Source organism: Nostoc sp. FACHB-133, assembly GCF_014698055.1.
Lineage (GTDB): Bacteria > Cyanobacteriota > Cyanobacteriia > Cyanobacteriales > Nostocaceae > Nostoc.
Genome location: NZ_JACJSH010000032.1, coordinates 12748 through 34142, shown reverse-complemented (window position 1 = coordinate 34142; position 21395 = coordinate 12748). Strand labels below are relative to the sequence as shown.

At 41.4% G+C, this 21395-nt stretch carries 22 protein-coding genes and 1 pseudogene; 10 read left to right on the top strand and 13 right to left on the bottom strand.

The window, feature by feature from the left end:
- Nucleotides 1-501 precede the first annotated feature (501 nt).
- Nucleotides 502-2409 carry a 1-deoxy-D-xylulose-5-phosphate synthase gene (gene dxs / locus H6G86_RS23420; RefSeq protein WP_190936325.1) on the top strand — a complete coding sequence of 636 codons (1908 nt, stop codon included), beginning with the start codon at nucleotides 502-504 and terminating at the stop codon, nucleotides 2407-2409.
- Between the two features lie 96 nt (nucleotides 2410-2505).
- On the opposite strand, the gene H6G86_RS23415 is transcribed toward dxs, so the two are convergent.
- From H6G86_RS23415 to H6G86_RS23405, 3 genes are all read right to left on the bottom strand, one after another.
- On the bottom strand, nucleotides 2506-3687 hold the full coding sequence (locus tag H6G86_RS23415; protein WP_190936324.1) for a catalase family protein: 1182 nt from the start codon (nucleotides 3685-3687) through the stop codon (nucleotides 2506-2508).
- 87 nt (nucleotides 3688-3774) lie between these two features.
- Nucleotides 3775-5403 (bottom strand): peroxidase family protein, encoded by a 1629-nt coding sequence (locus tag H6G86_RS23410; protein WP_190936323.1) that lies wholly within the window; start codon nucleotides 5401-5403, stop codon nucleotides 3775-3777.
- 82 nt (nucleotides 5404-5485) lie between these two features.
- Complete coding sequence (locus H6G86_RS23405; RefSeq protein WP_190936322.1) at nucleotides 5486-6493, bottom strand: T6SS phospholipase effector Tle1-like catalytic domain-containing protein; 1008 nt, start codon at nucleotides 6491-6493, stop codon at nucleotides 5486-5488.
- 537 nt (nucleotides 6494-7030) lie between these two features.
- On the opposite strand from H6G86_RS23405, the gene mtnA reads away from it, so the two are divergent.
- Nucleotides 7031-8110 carry an S-methyl-5-thioribose-1-phosphate isomerase gene (mtnA, locus tag H6G86_RS23400; RefSeq protein WP_190936321.1) on the top strand — a complete coding sequence of 360 codons (1080 nt, stop codon included), beginning with the start codon at nucleotides 7031-7033 and terminating at the stop codon, nucleotides 8108-8110.
- A gap of 778 nt (nucleotides 8111-8888) precedes the next feature.
- Here the strand turns inward: mtnA and H6G86_RS23395 are convergent.
- Nucleotides 8889-10310, bottom strand: a complete 1422-nt coding sequence (locus tag H6G86_RS23395; RefSeq protein WP_190936320.1) for an NADP-dependent isocitrate dehydrogenase — start codon at nucleotides 10308-10310, stop codon at nucleotides 8889-8891.
- Between the two features lie 275 nt (nucleotides 10311-10585).
- On the opposite strand from H6G86_RS23395, the gene H6G86_RS23390 reads away from it, so the two are divergent.
- From H6G86_RS23390 to H6G86_RS23375, 4 genes are all read left to right on the top strand, one after another.
- The gene (locus tag H6G86_RS23390) at nucleotides 10586-11308 is read left to right on the top strand and encodes a GUN4 domain-containing protein (protein ID WP_190936319.1); all 723 of its coding nucleotides are present in this window, start codon (nucleotides 10586-10588) and stop codon (nucleotides 11306-11308) included.
- 64 nt (nucleotides 11309-11372) lie between these two features.
- On the top strand, nucleotides 11373-11510 hold the full coding sequence (locus tag H6G86_RS23385) for a type II toxin-antitoxin system HicB family antitoxin (RefSeq protein WP_190936369.1): 138 nt from the start codon (nucleotides 11373-11375) through the stop codon (nucleotides 11508-11510).
- Nucleotides 11511-11821: 311 nt separating this feature from the next.
- The gene (locus tag H6G86_RS23380; RefSeq protein ID WP_190936318.1) at nucleotides 11822-12949 is read left to right on the top strand and encodes an ABC transporter ATP-binding protein; all 1128 of its coding nucleotides are present in this window, start codon (nucleotides 11822-11824) and stop codon (nucleotides 12947-12949) included.
- Between the two features lie 110 nt (nucleotides 12950-13059).
- Nucleotides 13060-13839: a superoxide dismutase gene (locus H6G86_RS23375; RefSeq protein WP_199338405.1), complete on the top strand. Its 780-nt coding sequence runs from the start codon at nucleotides 13060-13062 to the stop codon at nucleotides 13837-13839.
- A 129-nt stretch (nucleotides 13840-13968) separates the two neighbouring features.
- Here the strand turns inward: H6G86_RS23375 and rsmG are convergent, their stop codons facing one another.
- Both rsmG and H6G86_RS23365 read right to left on the bottom strand, forming a co-directional pair.
- Nucleotides 13969-14703: a 16S rRNA (guanine(527)-N(7))-methyltransferase RsmG gene (gene rsmG, locus H6G86_RS23370; RefSeq protein ID WP_190936317.1), complete on the bottom strand. Its 735-nt coding sequence runs from the start codon at nucleotides 14701-14703 to the stop codon at nucleotides 13969-13971.
- Nucleotides 14704-14801: 98 nt separating this feature from the next.
- On the bottom strand, nucleotides 14802-15476 hold the full coding sequence (locus tag H6G86_RS23365) for an ABC transporter ATP-binding protein (protein ID WP_114080442.1): 675 nt from the start codon (nucleotides 15474-15476) through the stop codon (nucleotides 14802-14804).
- Between the two features lie 317 nt (nucleotides 15477-15793).
- Between H6G86_RS23365 and H6G86_RS23360 the strand changes: the two genes are divergently transcribed.
- From H6G86_RS23360 to H6G86_RS23350, 3 genes are all read left to right on the top strand, one after another.
- Nucleotides 15794-16750: a Sll0314/Alr1548 family TPR repeat-containing protein gene (locus H6G86_RS23360; protein WP_190936316.1), complete on the top strand. Its 957-nt coding sequence runs from the start codon at nucleotides 15794-15796 to the stop codon at nucleotides 16748-16750.
- A gap of 88 nt (nucleotides 16751-16838) precedes the next feature.
- Nucleotides 16839-17291, top strand: coding sequence for a DUF3531 family protein (locus H6G86_RS23355; RefSeq protein ID WP_069070833.1), 453 nt, complete (start codon nucleotides 16839-16841; stop codon nucleotides 17289-17291).
- Nucleotides 17292-17299: 8 nt separating this feature from the next.
- Nucleotides 17300-17731: an NUDIX hydrolase gene (locus H6G86_RS23350; protein ID WP_190936315.1), complete on the top strand. Its 432-nt coding sequence runs from the start codon at nucleotides 17300-17302 to the stop codon at nucleotides 17729-17731.
- A gap of 1 nt (nucleotide 17732) precedes the next feature.
- Here the strand turns inward: H6G86_RS23350 and H6G86_RS23345 are convergent, their stop codons facing one another.
- From H6G86_RS23345 to H6G86_RS23330, 4 genes are all read right to left on the bottom strand, one after another.
- Complete coding sequence (locus H6G86_RS23345; RefSeq protein WP_190936314.1) at nucleotides 17733-18116, bottom strand: type II toxin-antitoxin system HicB family antitoxin; 384 nt, start codon at nucleotides 18114-18116, stop codon at nucleotides 17733-17735.
- A complete protein-coding gene (locus H6G86_RS23340; protein ID WP_099100942.1) occupies nucleotides 18082-18306 on the bottom strand; it encodes a type II toxin-antitoxin system HicA family toxin in 225 nt (74 codons plus the stop codon). The genes H6G86_RS23345 and H6G86_RS23340 overlap by 35 nt, the downstream gene beginning before the upstream one ends.
- Nucleotides 18307-18548: 242 nt before the next feature.
- Complete coding sequence (locus H6G86_RS23335) at nucleotides 18549-18818, bottom strand: ParE family toxin-like protein (protein ID WP_190936313.1); 270 nt, start codon at nucleotides 18816-18818, stop codon at nucleotides 18549-18551.
- Nucleotides 18815-19033 carry a hypothetical protein gene (locus H6G86_RS23330; RefSeq protein ID WP_190936312.1) on the bottom strand — a complete coding sequence of 73 codons (219 nt, stop codon included), beginning with the start codon at nucleotides 19031-19033 and terminating at the stop codon, nucleotides 18815-18817. The genes H6G86_RS23335 and H6G86_RS23330 overlap by 4 nt, the downstream gene beginning before the upstream one ends.
- 193 nt (nucleotides 19034-19226) lie before the next feature.
- Between H6G86_RS23330 and H6G86_RS23325 the strand changes: the two are divergent.
- Nucleotides 19227-19730, top strand: a pseudogene (locus H6G86_RS23325) (DUF29 family protein).
- Between the two features lie 7 nt (nucleotides 19731-19737).
- On the opposite strand, the gene H6G86_RS23320 reads toward H6G86_RS23325, so the two are convergent.
- The 3 genes from H6G86_RS23320 to H6G86_RS23310 form a co-directional block, all read right to left on the bottom strand.
- Nucleotides 19738-19947 (bottom strand): type II toxin-antitoxin system HicA family toxin, encoded by a 210-nt coding sequence (locus H6G86_RS23320; RefSeq protein WP_190936311.1) that lies wholly within the window; start codon nucleotides 19945-19947, stop codon nucleotides 19738-19740.
- A complete protein-coding gene (locus H6G86_RS23315; RefSeq protein WP_104908349.1) occupies nucleotides 19944-20147 on the bottom strand; it encodes a type II toxin-antitoxin system HicB family antitoxin in 204 nt (67 codons plus the stop codon). Before H6G86_RS23315 ends, H6G86_RS23320 begins: the two co-directional genes overlap by 4 nt.
- A 249-nt stretch (nucleotides 20148-20396) precedes the next feature.
- A complete protein-coding gene (locus tag H6G86_RS23310; protein ID WP_190936310.1) occupies nucleotides 20397-21281 on the bottom strand; it encodes a hypothetical protein in 885 nt (294 codons plus the stop codon).
- Nucleotides 21282-21395 lie beyond the last annotated feature (114 nt).

Here is a 21395-nt window from a genome sequence, read left to right as displayed (position 1 = left end):
AAGCCTTTTTTACCTATTGTCTCTTGCCTGCCTATCGCGCTGCGCTTCGCGCACCACGCAAGTAAGTATGGCTATACCAACAGATTCCTATATTACTGAACAAGAAAAAAATAATTGTTAAATGTTTGCTAGCAATTAGACTGATCGTATATCTGGAAAACAAGATATTTAACTTTCTTTTTTAATCCCTTAAAAAGACAAAAGCAAGCGAACGATTTAAGGAATTTCCGCAAGATGCTTCTGAAGGCTTGACTTTCTATACAAATCCTATAATCTATTTAAGTGGCATTACTTATTGACAAATGTGCTGTAGCTTTATGTAATTGCAACCTAATTTTGACAATTTGTTAATGGTTAACAAATTTTCCACCATTATTAATTACGAAGTTATACTTTCCGCTACAACTTAGTAACAATGTAAGAGTGTGATTATGTGGACAACCCGACCGTGGGAAAATCAAAATACTGAAAAAGTGAAATTAGAGAGGAAAACACTATAATATGCACTTGAGCGAAATCACCCATCCTAATCAGTTGCACGGTTTATCTGTTCGCCAACTTCAACAGATTGCCCGTCAGATTCGAGATAAGCATCTCCAAACCGTAGCAGTTAATGGTGGACACTTGGGGCCAGGGTTGGGTGTTGTAGAATTAACACTAGGACTTTACCAGACACTGGATTTAGATCGGGATAAAGTAATTTGGGATGTAGGACACCAAGCTTATCCCCACAAACTTCTTACAGGACGTTACGATCGCTTCCACACCCTCAGACAAAAGGACGGAGTTGCAGGTTATCTCAAACTCTGTGAAAATAAATTTGATCACTTTGGGGCTGGACATGCTTCTACAAGTATTTCAGCAGCATTAGGCATGGCTTTAGCGCGAGACTTGAAAGGCGAAAAATTTAAAGCCGTCGCTGTTATTGGGGATGGGGCGCTGACTGGAGGTATGGCATTAGAAGCCATCAACCATGCCGGACACTTGCCGAAAACTAACCTGTTGGTTGTTCTCAACGACAACGACATGTCTATATCTCGCAACGTCGGCGCGATTCCCCGCTATCTGAACAAAATGCGCCTCAGCCAGCCGGTGCAATTTATCAAAGATAATCTTGAGGAACAATTTAAGCAAATTCCCTTCGTGGGTGAATCTCTGTCTCCCGAACTCGGACGCATCAAAGAGGGTATGAAACGTTTGGCTGTTCCTAAGGTAGGGGCAGTATTTGAAGAACTCGGCTTTACCTACATTGGGCCAGTAGATGGGCATAATCTCGAAGAATTGATTGCCACCTTCCAACAGGCACATCAGATACAAGGCCCTGTTTTAGTACATGTGGCAACAGTCAAAGGCAAAGGCTATGAAATTGCTGAACTAGATCAAGTTGGCTACCACGCCCAAAGCCCCTTTAACGTTGCAACTGGCAAAGCTATTCCTTCTAACAAACCCAAACCCCCAGCTTATGCCAAAGTCTTTTCTCATACTCTAGTAAAACTTGCCGAACAAAACCCCAAAATCGTTGGGATTACTGCCGCTATGGCAACGGGAACAGGCTTAGATAAACTTCAAGCCAAACTGCCCAATCAATATGTTGATGTCGGCATTGCTGAACAACATGCAATCACCTTAGCAGCAGGACTTGCAACTCAAGGAATGCGCCCCGTAGCTGCCATTTACTCTACCTTCCTGCAACGCGCTTATGACCAGATAATTCACGATGTCTGCATCCAAAATCTGCCAGTATTCTTCTGCTTAGATAGGGCAGGAATTGTTGGATCTGATGGCCCCACCCACCAAGGTATGTATGACATCGCTTATCTGCGTTGCATCCCCAACATCGTCATCATGGCACCCAAAGATGAAGCAGAACTGCAACGCATGGTAGTAACTGGTGTTGACCATACCAGTGGCCCGATCGCTATGCGCTACCCTCGTGGCAATGGCTACGGCGTTCCTCTGATGGAGGAAGGTTGGGAACCTTTGGAAATCGGCAAAGGCGAAATTCTCCGCACCGGCGATGACGTGTTAATCGTTGCTTATGGCACAATGGTCTATCCAGGGATGCAAGCTGCCGAACTTCTCAGCGAACATGGGATTGAGGCAACTGTGATCAATGCCCGTTTCGTTAAGCCTTTGGATACCGAGTTGATTTTGCCTTTAGCTAAGAAAATCGGCCGCGTCATCACCTTAGAAGAAGGGTGTGTGATGGGTGGCTTTGGTTCTGCGATCGCTGAAGCTTTAATGGATGCAGATATTCTAGTTCCCGTCAAGCGATTCGGTGTACCAGATGTGTTAGTAGATCATGCTGAACCCAATGAATCTAAAACAGAACTAGGTTTAACTAGTCATCAAATAGCAGAAAGAGTTTTGCAAGCTTTCTTTAAGCAGCAAGTATCTGCTGTTGTTTAGTTAATTTTTTGTAGAATGAATCGCCCACACTTGTGACTCAGGTGTGGGCGATCGCTAGATCAAATTTAGGAAATGGCAAAACATAAAGTATGTAGCTCAGACAGTTGGTTCCTGGTATTTAACCCCTCGTTTTTGATGACGGTCATTAGCAACAATAGGATAAACAATGCTGCGTAACCGATTGATCGCACCGACAGGACGATGCACTGCTAAACCATTCCCAGGAGAAAAACTGAGATTTTCTCCAAAGTCATTTTCTTGGGGAGAATTAACCTTTTGATGCTTAACTGTTAGGCGACCAACTGTAAAAAAGGGTGATTCTTCTTCATTCCAAACAATGGTTGTATCATCAATAGACATTTCTGGGCTGGTTTGAAATTGAATTTGAAAGTCCCAATAGTACTCAGCATCAGGCTTTGCTAAAGCTTGAATGATATCCTCTCGGTAGTAGTTGTCCTCTAAACCTGATGCTTTGGCTTTTCTTAGCTCACTTTCTGGCCTCGACTCAACAGGAAGTTGTTGATGAGGTATTTGGCTCGAAACCGGAGTAAATCCATATTTAATCACAGCTGGATATTCCACAGGAACTCGACCTGGTTGGGATGGATCAAAACCAGATTTGAGTCCTACAGAAAACGCTGAAGCACTCCAATAGCGTTCTTTAAGTAAACTCTTGGGAAAACGTTTGAAACTAGTTTGTAAAAGAGTGGATTCGTAGGGATGCAACTTTAACCAAAAAAGCACCAACAGCTTAAAAAGCGGAAACAGCCCTGCTCGATAAACCGTCAAAAAAAAGCTGTGGAAGTCTTTGATGGTTCTAACAAAAAAGAATTCGGTATTGTGGGTAATAATATCTTGAGTTTTTAACTCGTGACTTTGCGATAGTCGTTCTCCTTCTACGCCGATCACTTTTACGGACATGGAGCGCGTATCACCTTCATAGTCATTCTTTATTGAAAACGCACCATTGGCAAATCGTAGCCAAACTGGATATTGTTTCGGTGTGGCAAATAAACCTTGTTTGAGGGAAATGGCAGAAAGTTCAGCTTCAGATAATGAGGTGCGTTTGCTCAATTCCTGCTTAATTGCGGCTTCATCAAAGTCAAAAATTTCTAGAGTTCCTTGAACAGCAGCGTGGGTTTTAGAATGGGTATCTCTTTTTGCAGTTTTTTTCTTCTTACCTCCATAAAGATTTTCCATGTTCTTTTTGACTAACTCACTCATGAGATCGCAATATTTGAGTTCGTCTTTTTCTGGATATTCGGTAAAAAGTTTCATTTTTTTTACAGGTAGATTTAATAATTTGGCGATCGCTGGTTTGCGAAAGCGATCGCACTCAAAGCTGATGTAGAATCTTACAATCTCTTAAAGGTCAAAAGTAACTTTGTACTTCTTACCTGATGGAGGAACATTACGATTAACTAAATCTGAGACTGTGTTGGTATTCTGAAGAATTTCCCAACCCACAGGAGAAAAAGTTTCTTTATTGAAAATATTGGGTGATAGTAAAGGATTGGTTAGCGCCTGAGAAAAGGCATCAATCCCAATTAAGCGTGCTACTAAAGCAGGGATAGTTGAATTCTCGCGCCCATCTTCGGCGTAAAGCCCCACAAAGAACTCAATATTATCAACATGACCATATAATTCTTTGAGTTTTTGTTGAGCAAATTCATTGCCAGTAACTTGCTCAAATCTCGTCACTCTGGGAAAACCGCACAATTCTCGATAATCGTTATAGCTTGCCAATTGCAGCTGCCGTCCCAGTCTGATTGAGGCTAACTCAGTTAACTCCACCAATATATCAGGGGTGTTAAATAAACCAATTTTTGTACCTGGTTGAGAGCAAGTTTCCTCCATTAATGCCCCCAAACCTTGGTCAATAAACATCTTATTATTCCAGAGGGATGTAGCAATATGAGTTGGTTTACCGTTATAGTTAAATGTTTCTGGAATTGCACTATGCCAGCGATAAACAAAGTCAAACTCAATTGCCATATAGTTGGGACGATGCCAACTTTCCTTTGTAAAAGCTTCTGGATCGGCAAACAACTTAAAGTGATAAGGAGTTATGTGGTTAATGTACTCTTCCATGATGATTTTTAGAATAATCGCCATGAGAATATTTCTCGATGTTTGGAAGAGGCGTTCATCATCCCAATCTGGATAATTGCTTGCTAATTCATCACAAAGACGATTATGTTCGCGGAGACATAGAGTGTTGAGCATTACATAGCCAATTTGTACGTTTGCTCGTTCTACTCCCATTGCAAACATATATTGCTTTTTATCTACAGACTGTCTTTTTTCATCATTCAAAGGTTCATAAAGACCTTCAAATTCAGGTTTAATCTTATCTTGTGCTGGATCTGCATAAAAGAATAAAGGATATTCTTCTTCTACACCATCTTGGCGTTTGAGTTTCTGAGTTTTTAATTTACCTCCTTGAAAACTTCTTAACAGATGTGTTTGTTTTCTGGTTAAACCATAAACATTACACAAATCAATTTCATGGTTGGAAGTATTTTTTAGTTTATTGTAGTGATTAAGGCGAAGAAAGCTATCTGTAAACCACTGCACCCAATAGGGAAACAGCATGGTTGATTTGCCAGAATAAATAGTTTTACCGTCTCTTTTACGGAATAAAATAGCTAGGTCTTCAACTTTGGGTAGATTACCCTCAGCGTTTAACTTGGGATCGGGTGGTAGATGCCTTCCTGTATAAGTGCGATCGTTGAGCGATTCCCAGGAAGTATAAGTATCAGTTTTCTTAGGAATGTTAGTATCAGGAATATGCTCATCCAGAGTCATCATGCTGTAGGGATTAGGACGAGTTGGAATTTTATAGATGAGACTGTTAAGCAGAGTTTTATTAACTTTACGTGCAATAGATTTGTTACTTTGGAGAAGTTTCCAAATCGGTTTAAAGTGAGTTAAAACGTATGTTTGAATTTTGTTCTCTAACCCGTCTTTGGATGTATCTCTTTTTCCAGCCATAATTATTTCTTCCTTCTGTTTTGCAATTCTGTATTCGATGCAGTCTAAATTTATCTACTTTGATTACTCAAATTAATTCAACTTATTTCAGTTTGGAAATAATCTTTTGTAGATTTTTAGGTCGATAGTCTTTGCGATTTTTTAAACGGTTAATTGTGCTTTCATGAAGGTCTTCAATGACATCGCTGACCTCACGAAACTTGATTCCTGCTAATTTAAAGAATCCAGCATCGTTTTTAAAGTTACATTCATAATTAGGGTTAATACCTGTAGGAATCACACTTGTATCGAAGTCAAGCCCCAATTGCATCTCACCAATGGAATCAATCATCCACTGTAAGGCAGCATCTGATAACCCACTATGTTCTTCAGTTCCACCACCAACGCAGCCGTGTCCACCAGGGAACCACTTTTGAATCACTCGTTGGTTTTCAGCATCAGGATGCTTTGTCATAGGAGTGACATCAAAGACTTCACGAATTTCGTCGATCGCCACCGCGTGCAAGGCATTCTGAACACATTTGTTTAAAGTAGTGTCATGGAATCTGTAACGCTTATTCAGCTGCTCGCTCAACTTGCTGAAGGCGGGTATCCCAGGAATACCAAGGGCCCCAACGGTGTCAAAACAACCCAGCAAGGTGATAGGGACGCGATCGCCATAAGCTTGACGGTATTCCACAGCTTCCTGATCTTTTGGTTTAACACCTCGTTTACGGTAAAGCTCATAAGCTTCATGGGCTTTGGTGACATGGGGACGGTCTAGAAGACCGGAGCAATAGATCATCCCCGCTAAACTTCTAACTGTGTAAGCACCACGACTGAAACCGAACAGATAGATTTCGTCACCAGAAACATAGTTGAGGCTCAGAAATCGGTAGCCATCTTCTATATTTCTATCGATTCCTAGTCCGGTAGCTCCCCCTAAAACCTTTTGACCCTCGGCTCCAACCCCCTCGTCATAAAATACGATTTGTGCAACCCCGTCACTAGCCATCGGTTTTACCGATTGAGCTAACTTAACCACATTGCTAGGGTAAGCACTTGTTAATTGTTGCCAGGTTCCATCACAGCAAATAACAAGACGTTTCATAGTTTTATTTCAAATCCTTTGAGGAATTAGATCAACTTTTTATTAAGATGTGACTTTTGCATAAAGTTAGGGCAAAAGCATTTTTGATATTAACTATATGTTTAGTTTTCTAAATGCTTTAGCGAGATATCCTCTCACTTTTATAATGAGAATGCAAGGACAGTTAAGACAGTTAAGGAGAAAATTAATTAAATAAATATTAAGTAATGATCTGTGCAGCAAAATCATAAAAAAACTAAAAATATTTAATTGAATTTTAGTTTTTAAAATGAAATCATCAAGGTGCATTAAAGTAAAAAATATTGCTTAAGTTAAGTCGGCGATAAAATTCAACGTATATGAATAAATATAAATTGTCTGTAGGGGAGACATTTGCGTGGGCGGGTTCTCCCGGCTTGAGCAAACTAGCGTCGTGTTATGCCATCTTAAATTCTTGACGATGCATTGCGCTGCGCGACAACACACCCTACAGTTAAATTTCTTAACATAGCTTGAAATATTAGCGCCGACTTACTTATCCACTAACTACGTTTTTCTATGACACTTTCTACAAACCACGTTTATCCCGTTATTTGGCACAATGAATCGGTGTCACTAATTGACCAAACGCGCTTACCCAACGAATATACATTTGTGGAAATCCACCGCAGTGAAGATATGGCGCGGGCGATTAAGACTATGATTGTCCGAGGTGCGCCTGCAATTGGTGTGGCTGCGGCTTATGGAATGTATCTTGGCGCAAGGGAAATTGAAACTAGCGATCGCACCGAATTTTTGCAACACTTAGATAAAGTTGCTCAGTTATTGCGTTCTACTCGTCCGACGGCGGTAAATTTATTTTGGGCAATTAGCCGGATGACGAAAGCCGCTTATGAAACTCTGGGAACGGTAGAAGATATTAAGCAAACCCTTTTCCAAACAGCCCAAGCAATCAACGCTGAAGATTTGCAAACCTGTCAAGCGATCGGTGACAATGGTTTGGCAGTTTTGCCCACTAGCCCCGAAAGGCTGACGTTACTTACTCACTGCAACGCTGGGGCGCTAGCTACGGCTGGTTATGGCACTGCTTTAGGTGTTGTGCGTTCCGCTTGGAGGGAAGGACGTTTAGAACGTTTATTTGCCGACGAAACCCGTCCCCGCTTACAAGGTGCAAAACTCACCGCTTGGGAATGTGTGCAAGAAGGTATTCCAGTGACATTAATTACTGATAATATGGCAGCCCATTGTATGAAACAAGGTTTGATTCATGCTGTAGTTGTGGGTGCCGATCGCATTGCTGCTAATGGCGACACTGCCAATAAAATTGGTACTTATAGTGTTGCGATCGCAGCTAAGGCACATAATATCCCCTTCTTTGTGGCTGCACCCCTTTCCACCGTTGATTTTGAATTAGCTGATGGCAGCAAAATTCCAATTGAAGAACGCGAACCAACAGAAATTTATCAAGTCGGGGATACTATTCTCACACCTGAAGGTGTAGATTTTTACAACCCAGCTTTTGATGTGACTCCGGCTGAGTTGATTACAGCCATCATTACAGAGAATGGAGCGATCGCACCTGGGGAATTGGTGAAATTACAGCTAAAGAAATTACCGATTGGCTTAAATCTGAATTAATCAAGAATTTGCGCCGAGTTAGTTCTCGATAACTCTAAATCCGAATAACGGAAACTTTATAGGGCAATGCCCCAAAAAAATCTCCGACTTTTTAGAAAAGCCGGGGACTTTGTTTTTTGACTACTTTAAAATCTGACGCAATACGGTTCGGTTAAGGCAAGAGACGCGATAAATCGCCGTCTCTACAAAGGACTGATTCTTGTAAAGGCGGCGATTTATCGCATCTTTGCGATCTAGGGCGTGTCATCAAAAAACCTCATCCGAACCGTATTGAAATGTGACGGCTCAAAATTTATCAGCAATTTTTTCAATAATTTTATCTAAACTTCATATTCGGACTAAATTCAATAAGCAAAATCCGCAATTACTTTCTCAAAAGAAGCTTTGACTTTCTCAAACTCCAGTTTGCTTTCTCATTTTGGTGTTTTCCGCAAGTAAACGAAGCTTTTACTTTCTCAAACCCCAGTTTGCTTTCTCATTTTGGTGTTTTCCGCAAGTAAAAGAAGCTTTTGCTTTCTCAAACCTCAGTTTGCTTTCTCATTTTGATGTTTTCTGTAAGTAAAAGAAGCTTTTGCTTTCTCAAAAGAAGCTTTGACTTACTCAAATCTCAGTTTGCTTTCTTATTTTGGTGTTTTTTACAAATAAAATGCCAAAGTCAAATTACCCCCCTTAATCCCCCCTTGTAAAGGGGGGAAACAAGAAATCCAGTTCCCTCCCCTTTACAAGGGGAGGGTTAGGGTAGGGTAATTCGACTTGTAACTAATTAACCCTAATAAAATTAACCAAAATGTCGAATAATTGCGTCGGCAAATTCAGAACATTTTAAGGGTTCAACTGGCGGTTCCAGCAACCTCGCTAAATCGTAGGTGACTTGACTATTGGCGATCGCATCGCTTAAACCTTTCTTAATTAGGTCTGCGGCTTCTTGCCAACCCATAAATTCCAGCATCATCACGCCAGACAAAATCACTGAACCCGGATTAATCCGATCTAAGCCGGCGTGTTTGGGTGCAGTACCGTGAGTAGCTTCAAATATGGCACTAGAATCACCAATATTCGCCCCTGGCCCCATTCCTAATCCCCCAACAATGGCTGCGGCGGCATCAGACAAGTAATCGCCGTTCAAGTTCATCGTCGCCAAAATCGAATATTCATCCGGTCTGGTTTGGATTTGTTGAAAAATACTGTCTGCAATCCGGTCATTCACCAAAACTTTCTCTTTCCATTTGCCATCGCCGTGGGTTGCCCAAATTGTGTTAAGAACAGTTTCAACTTCCTTGACAACTTGCGCTTTCTTGTCTGGGGTGAGATTATCAAACCCAGGCTCAATCTGGCGAGCGTTTTCTTCTAAGGAAATATTCGGATTTTTTTCCTTGTTACTCAAAATCCAAGATTCTTGTTCAGTGACAGTTTCTTGGCGAAATTCACTGGTTGCTAATTCATAACCCCAGTCGCGGAAAGCGCCTTCGGTGTACTTCATGATGTTACCCTTATGCACCAAAGTCACCTGTTGCTTATTTTTGGGCAATAGCAAAGCGTGTTTGATGGCACGTCTGACTAGGCGCTGAGAACCAGTTTTGCTGATGGGTTTGATGCCAATACCAGAATCAAGAGGAATGCGTTTTTTCCCATGTTCTGGGGTGGCGGGGATTAGTTCTTCGTTAAGAATCTTAATTAAGCGATCGCCGATTTCGCTACCTTGTCGCCACTCAATGCCTAAATAAATATCTTCTGTATTTTCCCGATAAACAATTACATCCAGCTTTTCGGGGTTTTTGTGGGGAGAGGGCGTACCTGCATAGTAACGGCAAGGACGCACGCAGGCATACAAGTCAAAAATTTGCCTTAGTGCCACATTTAAAGAACGAATTCCTCCCCCAATGGGAGTAGTCAAAGGCCCTTTAATAGCTACACCATACTCTTCAATTGCTGTGAGAGTGTCCTGAGGTAAATACTGATAAGTACCGTATAAATCGCAAGCTTCGTCACCAGCGTAAACCTTGAACCAGCTGATTTGACGCTGACCCTTATATGCTTTGGCTACCGCAGCATCGAGAACTTTTTGGGTAGCAGGCCAGATGTCGATACCTGTGCCGTCGCCACGAATAAAGGGGATAATTGGATTGTCCGGTACGATTGGTTCACCATTTTTGAAGGTGATCTTTGCTCCGGCTGCGGGGGGGGTAATCTTTTCGTACATCGTTCACACACTCCTAATCGATACGCTGCTAGTCAAAAAATCCTTATGTGGCAGGCTTGTATATTTTGCTATGTCTTTTGTTTACCAAGCCATAAGGCAAAGATTTTCCCCCTATTCCCCTTGTACATTATTTGGGGATTAAGTGTGAGATTTCAGTGAAGCGATCGCAATTTTGTACGATCAAAAATAGTAAACTACTTTTCGCTATCAATGCTCCACTTTGGAGAAAACCGATAGCTTACCACTCTTTCACTGACCGCTAAAACTAGAATGGCATGACAGACCCAATGATTTTATCAGGCCCTGCAAATGACATCGACTCCCTCCGACGACCGTTAATCGCCGGGTCTGAAAAAGTCCAACAACAGATAATCCCACAGTTAGCTGAGTTGGGTAATGAGGGATTAGACGTGTTGATGGAATTTTTACTGAAACGACGTGAGAACCCAGCGACTTGGATTGATGGTAAAGCTTACCAAGTCCTTTATAACTCCGATGCACCTCAAGCCAAAGAATTTTTGCGCTCCTGTTTTCCTGAAGGAATTGTACCTCTAAAATCAGAGTGCGGGATTAACTACAATTCTTTGCAACAGCTACTTGCTGCTCAAGACTTTCAAGCAGCTGATCGCGTCACCATCGAAAAAATGTGTGAACTATCAGGGCCAACGGCTGTACAACGAAAATGGTTGTACTTTACTGAGGTAGAAAATACCCCAGCTGTTGACTTACAAACCATTAACAACCTCTGGTTAGTCCACTCCGAAGGTAAATTTGGCTTTTCAGTGCAGCGAGAAATCTGGTTGAGTTTGGGTAAAAATTGGGAGAATTTCTGGCCGAAAATTGGCTGGAAAGAAGGTAATAATTGGACGCGATACCCTAATAGCTTTACCTGGGATTTGAGTGCGCCTAGAGGTCACTTACCCCTTTCTAATCAGCTGCGGGGGGTAAGAGTCTTTGCTTCTTTACTCTCTCACCCTGCTTGGTCGAAGAATCTATAAAAATGATTTTAAATCTACGTACAAATAGATTATGATCAATCCCACCAACTGAGAATTCTACGTCATCATTGAACGGGATGAAGATAGCTACTATGTCGGAGAAGTACCTCAGTTACAAGCCTGTTACAGTCAAGGAGAAACAATTGATGAGTTGATGGCTAACATGAAAGAAGTAATTGAACTTTGTTTAGAGGATGTGTGAAAAGTCAAAAATATCATGCTGTCGTCTGCGATCAGAGTATGACTTAAAGAGTCTAACGATCAGAAAGTTAGACCCCAAACGAAAGAGCTTTGGTAAGACAGAAATTTGTTTAGAACCTTATTCTTCATAGGTTTTTCCCAATGCCGATGCAGTGAATGAGGCTCTAAGATTTCTGATTAGAGTTGTGCAGGATAAGCAAGTTTCTGCATTTACAAAGCAGCTTCCCCGTTTCTCTAAGGGTGCGGATAAAATCTCCTAGTGCTTAGTTGGAAGTGCCGCATGATCCTAAACTGAAAATATCAAATCAGATAATGGCAAATGTTCGTCTAGAAGATATTAAACGTAGATTTAATAATGTCACCGCGATCGAGGATATTACCTTTGAAATTCCTGATGGCGAGTTTTGGGTTTTAGTTGGGCCATCGGGTTGTGGTAAGTCTACAATTTTGCGAACGATCGCTGGTTTAGAAACCGCCACATCTGGCAAACTCTTTATTGGCGATCGCTTGGTGAATAATATCCCAGCCAGACAACGGGATGTGGCGATGGTATTCCAAAACTACGCTCTTTATCCTCACATGAGCGTGGCGGAAAATATCGGCTTTGGCTTGCAGATGCGGAAGGTTGATCGAAAAATCATTCAAGAACGGGTGATGAACGTGGCGCGATCGCTTTCTCTGGATCACCTGCTAGATCGTAAGCCCAAACAACTTTCTGGGGGACAGCAACAGAGGGTAGCATTAGGGAGAGCGATCGCTCGTGAACCCCAAGTTTTTTTACTTGATGAACCTTTGTCTAATTTAGATGCCCAATTACGCGACGATACAAGGGCAGAATTAAAACAGTTACATCAAGAATTAGGAATTACCACAATTTACGTCACCCACGATCAAGTTGAAGCAATGACTTTGGCTGATAAAATAGTCGTGCTAAATCGCGGGCGAATTCAACAAATCGGCGATCCCCAAACTATTTATGCAAGTCCTGCTAATCAGATGGTTGCAAGTTTTTTAGGCAGTCCGCCAATGAATATTTTGCCTGCAATCTATCACAATAACGGTTTTGATGTCAGTGGACAGTTATTAACGATTCCAGCAGTTGTAAAAGAAAAATTACAGTTGCGTCAGGAACACAGTTATGATTTGGGGATTCGTCCAGAGCATATTTTTATTAACGAACCGCCAAGTCGCCTTGGCGCAGCCTCTCGAAGAGAAGGACGCGAAGAAGGAAATGAGGGTCAGCTGATTGTAGAAGTTAAGGTGGTGGAACCTTTGGGAAGAGAAACTTTGATTCGTGCTGGTTTACCAGGTTCGGCGGTGGTGTTGAATATTCAGGTGGGTGGGGATGTGCGTCTGCGTCCAGGCGATCGCCTTTCTCTACAACTTGATTTAAATCACTTGTTTGTATTTGATCCCAAAACTGGCGACAGAATTTTATAAATACTTTCTTAAACTGCCATAAATAATCACAATTCCCAATTTTTTGTAGCCAAAATCTAAGAAAATAAAAACTGCAATAGAGACTTAATTGATTAGCTGCAAAAAGTTATATGGCTATTAATCGACGCAATTTCTTGTTTTTACTTACAGCAGGCGCGGGTGCTTTTGCATTAGATGCTTGTGCATCGGCAGAGAAATCTCCAAATGGAAATACTGCAACTCCTGAAACAACACCAAATACACCACTAAATAAAACATCAGATAAACCAGGTGCTATCCAACTACCGCGTTTAGCTTACGCTTACGAAGCACTTGAACCACACATCGATGCTAAAACGATGCAGTTTCACCATGATAAACACCACGCAACTTATGTAAAAAACTTGAATGCAGCGTTAGATAAACACCCAGAACTCAAAGGCAAAACTATTGAAGAACTGTTGCAAAAACTTGACAGTGTACCACAAGATATTCGCAGAACAGTACGCAATAATGGTGGTGGACATGTGAACCACTCAATGTTCTGGGAAATTATGAAGCCAAAAGGCGGGGGGGAGCCAACAGGAAATATAGCCTCCGCAATTAATCAAACTTTTGGCAGTTTTGCAGCTTTCAAAAAACAATTTAACGAAGCTGGTGCTAGTCGTTTTGGTAGTGGTTGGGTTTGGCTAGTGCGTAATAAAGGTGGCAAGTTAGAAGTGACAACTACAGCTAACCAAGATAGTCCCTTAAGTGCAGGTAAATATCCCATTTTAGGTAATGACGTATGGGAACACGCATATTATCTCAATTACCAAAATCGCCGCGCCGATTATTTAGATGCTTGGTGGAACGTGGTTAATTGGGATGAGATTAACAAGCGTTTTGCAGCAGCCAGTAAACTTGCTTAAACATTGGGATATTGATATTCCGCTCCTATCAAAGTAATTCATAATTCCAACCAGTGGAAACTTGCACTCTTTCTAATTACGAATTACGTTAGCGTAGCGGAGCGTAGCCCATTACGAATTACGAATTAGTCAAAGAGGCTTTTGAGTAGGTACACCAATAGGACGGGGAAACTGAACTGGTGTGGTAGCTACCTTACGCAAATACACACAGTGCCGAATGCTGTGACTCAAAGGTGTTGTAAATTGTTCAATTGATTCAATAACGCCACCCAATAGCTTCACAGCATTCTGCAAAGCTTTTGTTTCATCCTTTGTCCAATTACCGCGATAAATTATGGCTAAACCTCCCTGTTTGAGTAGTGGTAGGGTATATTCTGCACAAACAGAAACTGCCCCTACAGCACGGATCAGTGCAATATCATAAGCCATTCGATGCTGATGATGCTGACCAATTTCTTCAGCCCTACCAACAAGAGTTTTAGCATTAGTAAGGGCAAGTTCAGATAATAGATTGTCGAGAAAAGTAATTTTTTTCTGAGTGGAATCGAGAAGAGTAATTGTGCAATTAGGTACTGTCATTGCCACTGGAACACCTGGAAAACCTGCACCTGTACCAATATCAATAATAGTAGGGGAAGCCGGGGGTAAATTTCCTGATAATAGGGGTAGAATTCCTCGTAGAGAATCCCAAAGATGTTTTTCCCAAAACTCTTGGGGGTCAGTAATGCGAGTTAAATTTAGTTGACGATTACCTTCTAGGATTAACTCATAAAGCCTTTGGAATTGCCCTTGCTGTTGGACAGTTGGTTGCCAATTCAGAGTTTGCTGCCAGATTTCTGCCATCTCAGGCAATAAGTTTGTCATTTGTCATTTGTCATTTGTCATTTGTCATTTGGGATAGGGCATTGGGTATTCTTTTTTCTCCAGTCCCCAGTCCCCAGTCCCCAGTCCCCAGTCCCCTTTCATACCGATGGTAGAGGTTCTTTGACTTTGGATTCTAGTGTCTTTGGGTCTACTGATTGTAGTTCGCCGTGGTTAAGTGTCCAGCAACGATCTGCGATCGCTAACAGATCCCCAGCATCGTGTGTTACTACCAATAGCGTCCAATCTTGTTTCAGCTTCGCTAATAAATTTACCAGTTGCCGACGCATTGACCAATCTAACCCAGCAGTGGGTTCATCCAATAAGAGTAAATTTGGCTGGCGAATCAATTGCACTGCTAAAGCTAAACGCCTCTGTTGACCACCACTCAAAGCATGGGGAGCAGCAGAAAGCGATAAATGCTCTAATCCCACCTCAGTTAGGGCCTGTCTAACTCGTTCTGACCCTAACTCAGGATGTCCTAAACGCAATTCTTCTAAAATCGAACCACCACAAAAGTGCCGTTCTGGAAACTGAAATACCAACCCAGCTAATTGTTGTAGCTGTTCGGCTACAAGTTCTTGTTCCCGCCAGAAGAGTGCGCCAGTAGTGGGTTCGGCTAGTCCTGACAAAATTTCTAGTAAAGTACTTTTTCCCGAACCACTGGGGCCGATAATCAGACCTAGCTGCTGGGGTGCTAATTCCAAGTTGATCGATTTAAGAATCGCTGTTGGACACGCTGTGGGGTGATAATTTACATTTCGGAGATAGAGCATTTGTTAAGATTACCAAAAAGTCAGCAAATTACTGATTAGCTACACTGAGAGGATCTGGAAAATTCTGGAAAAATTTATAATGCATTACCTGGATTAACAGCTTAATCTAGCAGCAAGAATCATCCAATTTTTCTCCATTGTGGCAGACTCACCCTGGAACAATGGCTATGACGAGCCTGGAAACATGGAAAAATTACCAAAGTCAATCTTTATATAAGAAAATTTTGGTTGAGGCAGAGGCAAGTTAAAATTAATCATTTTTTGTATTCTAAGTAACACATACAACTATTTCAACCGCAATTATTCTGAGGGTTAAAATGACTAAAAGGTTTTCTTCGCCTCGATTAGTAGTGCCTACCAGACTCACTACCCTTGCTCAGACTGCTTTTGGTGCTGCGTTTGCCTTTGGCGTTGCCCCTTGGGCGATCGCACTTAATCTGTGGGTAAATCCCTCCCTGGCTGGAGATCCGTTTCGCAATAGCGAACCTCATCAAATTGGCGACCAAACAGAAGCAGCTTTTAAAGCGATATTCCAACAGGGTAACTATCCAGTAGCAGAGCGTTATCTGGAACAAGCAATATCTAAAGAACCAAATGAACCTCTAGCTTATGCGATGAAGGCATCTTTGGCATACGGAAATAAGGATTGGGCTAAACTAAACACCTACAGTAAAAAAACTCTAGAAACCGGACAAAAACTGATTCCCAACGATCCATTGCGTGGTAATTTATACACTGCTGTTGGTCATTTTTTAGAAGGAGCAGTAATTATCACCCGTGAGGGTACAGTCAACGGTGTGCCGCAGGCTTTTAGTAGGCTGCGGCAAGTTTATGAATATTTAGATAAAGCCGAAGCAATTTCTGCAAACGATCCAGAACTGAATTTAATTAAGGGTTATATGGATTTATTGTTGGCGGTTAATTTGCCTTTTGCTAGTCCCGATCAATCAATTGGACGTTTAGAAAAAAATGCTGCTCCTAGGTATCTCGTTGATCGGGGTATTGCTCTTGCTTACCGGGATTTAAAAAGGTATCCACAAGCACTAGAGTATGTCAATCGAGCGATCAAAACCACATTCGATAATCCAGAAATTTATTATCTCAAAGCCCAAATCCTGAAAGAACTGGGGCAAAAAGAAAAAAGCCAGCAGATGATTCGGGAAGCGATCGCTAATTTTGACAAAGCATTAACTAAAAAATCCCAACTCCCAAGCGATTTAGTCAAACAAATTGAGCGTGAAAGCAAAAATGCTGCTAGCCTTAACAATCCTTAGCCCCAATTCCCAATTCCCAATTCCCCATTCCCCACTCCCTACTTTGATATGCTTATTTGCAGAACAGTAATTGAGATATTAGACCAAAATGGAGATTCAGTTCCGCGAAATTAATCCTTTTGATATGTGGATTTGGCTGAAATTCAGTACAAATCCTTCTGCACGTGAAAAACAGTATGTAGAAGAAGTTTTCAATTCCTGGTTTTATCTGGGTAAATTGGGCGCATTTAATGCAGAGAATCTTCAGGTGCAGGACACTGGACTCGATATCAGCTACATGAATTATGATGAGCAAGGGTATGACAAAAGCTTGCTAGCACTGATGCACAACATCGGTGAGTTTGAATATGAGGGACAGTGGGGGCGTTGTTGGTTTGACTTAGGAACCAGTGATGCGATCGCATTAGATATTTTAATCAACGCCCTCACCCAGCTAAGTCAGGAATACGTCACCATTGAAGAATTGTACATCGGTGGCGAAAATCCAGATTGGCCTATTGAGGATAGCGAAAGTCGTCCTCAGTCTATTTATGATAATTAGTTATAAAAATGAATAAAGCAGGCGAAATTCGGGTAATAGCCTTGGGGCTAATTCGAGATGGCGAACGCATATTTGTTTCTGAAGGCTATGATCCCGTAAAGCAAGAAACATTTTATCGAGCTTTAGGCGGTGGTGTTGATTTTGGCGAAACCAGCCACGCCGCCTTAGAACGAGAGTTTCAAGAGGAAATTCAGGCAGACTTAAGGAATATTAAATATCTAGGTTGTATAGAGAACCTGTTTACATTTAATGGTAGGCAAGGTCATGAAATCATTCAGCTTTATCAATGTGACTTTGTTGATTCAAAATTTTATCAACTGGAAAGTCTAATTTTTTCAGAATCACAACATCATAAACATAGAGCGTTATGGATAGATATCTCTCGCTTTGAATCTGGTGAATTACGATTAGTACCTGAAGTATTTTTTGAATATTTATAAATCATCGGGAAATCGCACTCAACAAAGACACAATATACTGGTTGAGACTAACGCCTTCCCGTTCAGAAGTCTCAGCTAAACGTCGATGTAAAGATTTCGGCATCCGCAGTAGTAGTTTACCGCTATAGCTATCATTACTACTTGGTAAGGGAATATCATCGCCAGCTTCATAAGCTGTTTCAATCCATAATTCTCGCGCTTCATTGAGATTTGCCACTGTCTCTTCAAGGGTTTCACCTTGGGTAAGACATCCAGGTAAATCTTTTATTTGAGCTATATATCCCCCCTCTTGATCGGGGTAAAGTGTTACAGGGTACTGAAGATTTAAATAATATTCTAAGGACGGCTTCTCAATCTGCTGGTTCTTCTGGTTCAGTGTCTTCATCAATCCACTCTTCTAAATTTAAAAGTTCAACTATTTGCTGTACATAGACTCCTTTAACTTTTTGTCCTCCTGTTTTGGGTACAGTGATGGTTTTACCTTGGGAGTCTCGGAAGCTATGATGGCTACCTTTAGACCTTTTCTCTTCAAAGCCAAAAGCTTCCAATAGATAGTAAACTTCCTGAAACCGCACTTCTGGAGGTCGTTTTAGGAACTGATCTACTAATTTTCTTAATTTGCTTATTGAGAGATGATACTATATATAGTATCAAAATTTTGAGATATAAAAAAGCGATCGCTTGTTGTATTAAAAAAAAGGGTGATCGCACCAATTAACTCCAATCTAGGTTAATTCTGCTTCAGATTTCGCTACCGTTCCCGCACAGTAAGCGCTCATCTTTGAATCAAAATGGGGTATGCGATCGCACTGCGTCGCTACAACTGAGAGAGCAACTTGTTATACTCTGCGTGTGAACCAAGCCAAAACCAAATAACAGTATCTCCATCTAACTGTCCAACCGCTCGATAATTTTTGCCAATCCGTGCTGAATAAATTGGTAGTTCTGGATGTACTTTTTTGAAGCGCAAGCTTGGATGGCTCGGATCTTGTTTGAAAAGGCGGTATGCCTCACGGGTTTGCTCTTGAACTTGCTCAGGTAGATCAGCAAACCCTTGACGAAACTGAGAGGTTATACGTGACTTCACAATGTATCTGGATCTAACTCTTGGGTTTTACCTGCACGGTATTCAGCCATTGCCTCGGCTGCAAGTTTGGCAAGCATATCTGGAGAACGGGCAAAAGCTTCATCCCAACGGCGTTCATCTTCTAGTTCTGCCAAAATCATCGCCGCGATCGCATCTTGTTCATTAGCAGGTAAATTTTTTAGTTTGGCGATCGCTTGTTCAAGTAGCTCTGTCATAGCTGTTAATCGTTACAAAAGTCATACTATAAATTATCTCTGCTTGCACTCTGTTGGGGTTGTTAGGGTGCGATCGCTCCATAGCCGAAGTAGTAGGGTTTGAGTACGAGCAAACAATCTCTCTCAATAGCACTAAAAGAGTTTGAGACAGTTCTACAATACAAGCTAAAGACGTTGAGGTTGAACTAACCTAATGGGTGTACCTGAAACAAACCCAAAGATACCAATGCTTTCACCAAGCTTATACGAAACTGATTTTTACGCTTGGACACAGGAACAAGCAACTTTACTTCGCAATGAGCAGTGGAGTCAGATTGATCTGCAAAATCTGATTGAGGAGATTCAATCTTTGGGTAAACAGCAACGTCAAGAATTACGGAACCGTCTGAGTGTGTTGATTGGACATTTACTAAAATGGCAGTACCAGCCCCAACGCCGTAGTCGTAGTTGGTTAGCAACACTTCGTATTTAACGCTTAGATATTGCTGAACTACTCGAAGACAATCCTAGCCTAAAGCCCTATCTTGAAGAAGCGCTTCGCAAAGCCTACCTTAAAGGTGTCGAATTGGCTGTTGGAGAAACAGATTTGCCCAAGCGGACTTTTCCAGTAGAATGTCCTTACAGTTTGGTAGAGATTGTGGACTATGATTTCTACCCCGGTGAACCAAGCAAGTTACTAGATGAATCAGAGCAGTAATTTGAAATTAAAGTAAATCTTCTTCAGATAGCTGGGCTATTTTCATCAAGGCTTTCAAGGTTCCAACTTTCAAATCTTGATTGCGGTGAACAGGAATTGACAGGATTTTTTCTACTTCAAGGTTTTCATAAATATGATGACTGCCAGTAATTCTTTGCAAAACCCAACCTTTTTGCTCCACAATCTTACAAAGTTGCTTGCCAGAAATCGATTTCATACAGCAATTTCGACAACTTGATCTGTTGACTCAATTGCATTACGACTGTTGGCAACTTCAAGCCAACCTTCAATAGCATCTTTTAAATTAGCCATTACCTCTTCTATGGTGTCTCCTTCGGTAATACAACCGGGAAGCGCGGGAACCTCTGCCCAATAGCCGCCTTCTTCTGCTGGATGAATGATTGCTCTGATTTTCATAAACTTACTTGTTGAGCTAGTTTGTGAGAATATGCTAATAACGATATCTGTTTGGTCTCAACTGTGGCTACTCAAATTGATGTTGCTAGGGTTCAAACAACAGGCGCTTCTGCGATCGCTCACAATAGCAGAAGTGGTAGGATTTGAATAAAAGCTAAGTGTTGAGCTTGTTGGTGTCAATGCAACCTGCAATTATCAGCCAATGCATTGTTCTGCTTCAGTTTACTTAGCTTGTTATCGAAGCATACTTTACTCTGATAGCAGTGATGTGTATGCGTCAGTGCCAAATTGCTCATCACGCCATGCAATAACAACTGCTTGCAGCATATCTATTACAATCCTCTCCATGTTTGGTATGTCTTGTTTTGGATCACGAGCAATCGAAGTGAAGGTCTCAACTGAATGAGTAAGTGGATTTCTGACGTGCTTCCACAAATCCTTCACTACATTCAATACATCACTTTTTTCGTCCCAACCTGATTGTGCTATCTGAGCAATACGATTTCGTAATTCGAGTCCCTGGAGATGCTCAGTCGCATCTTTTTTTGCTAGATGCTCTGCCAGAGAAGCCAACCTCAAAAATCTTGCCTCTTGATTTTGAATTTCTCGACTTTCTCGAAATGCAAATAATCCTTGAAAAATTCGTTTAAGCAGAGGATCAATGTTGTCAAGAGTATTACAGGCAGCAGAACAAAGCTCTTTGAATACAGGGTCGTTATATATTTTTCGCACATCTGTAAGCGTTACCCGCATTGGTTTTTGAACAAATTGATAAGGGGAAACTTGTCTAGCAATAAATTTTGCGTGTTGACCATCATCACCAATCCACACACCAGAAACTCCATTTCCAACAGCCCCGACACGCCCGATACTTGTGTTATTTCCAGGTTTGAAGAGGAATAATCTAATTACATCGATAATTCTTTCCCCCTGCTCCAGTAATTGCTGTAAAAATTTTTCGTTGTTGTTTAGACTTCCGATTGAAGCTAAATCTTGATCATTAAAATTTGCTTCAAAAGCAATGTAAGTGAAATCCTTAAGTCTCTTAGTTTCCAGACTGTCCATAGCCTCTAGAGTCAAATTATCCATTGCTGAAATAGGGCCAAATAAAGCGTAATCTTTGAATTGAATCACGCCAAGATATTCATATGGCTGACGATATACTTCATGTAGTCCTGTCGGGCTAGGTGTGTAATCTGGCTGACAGCCATATAAAGCAGCCGAGTAAACAACAAAATCGCACGTTAG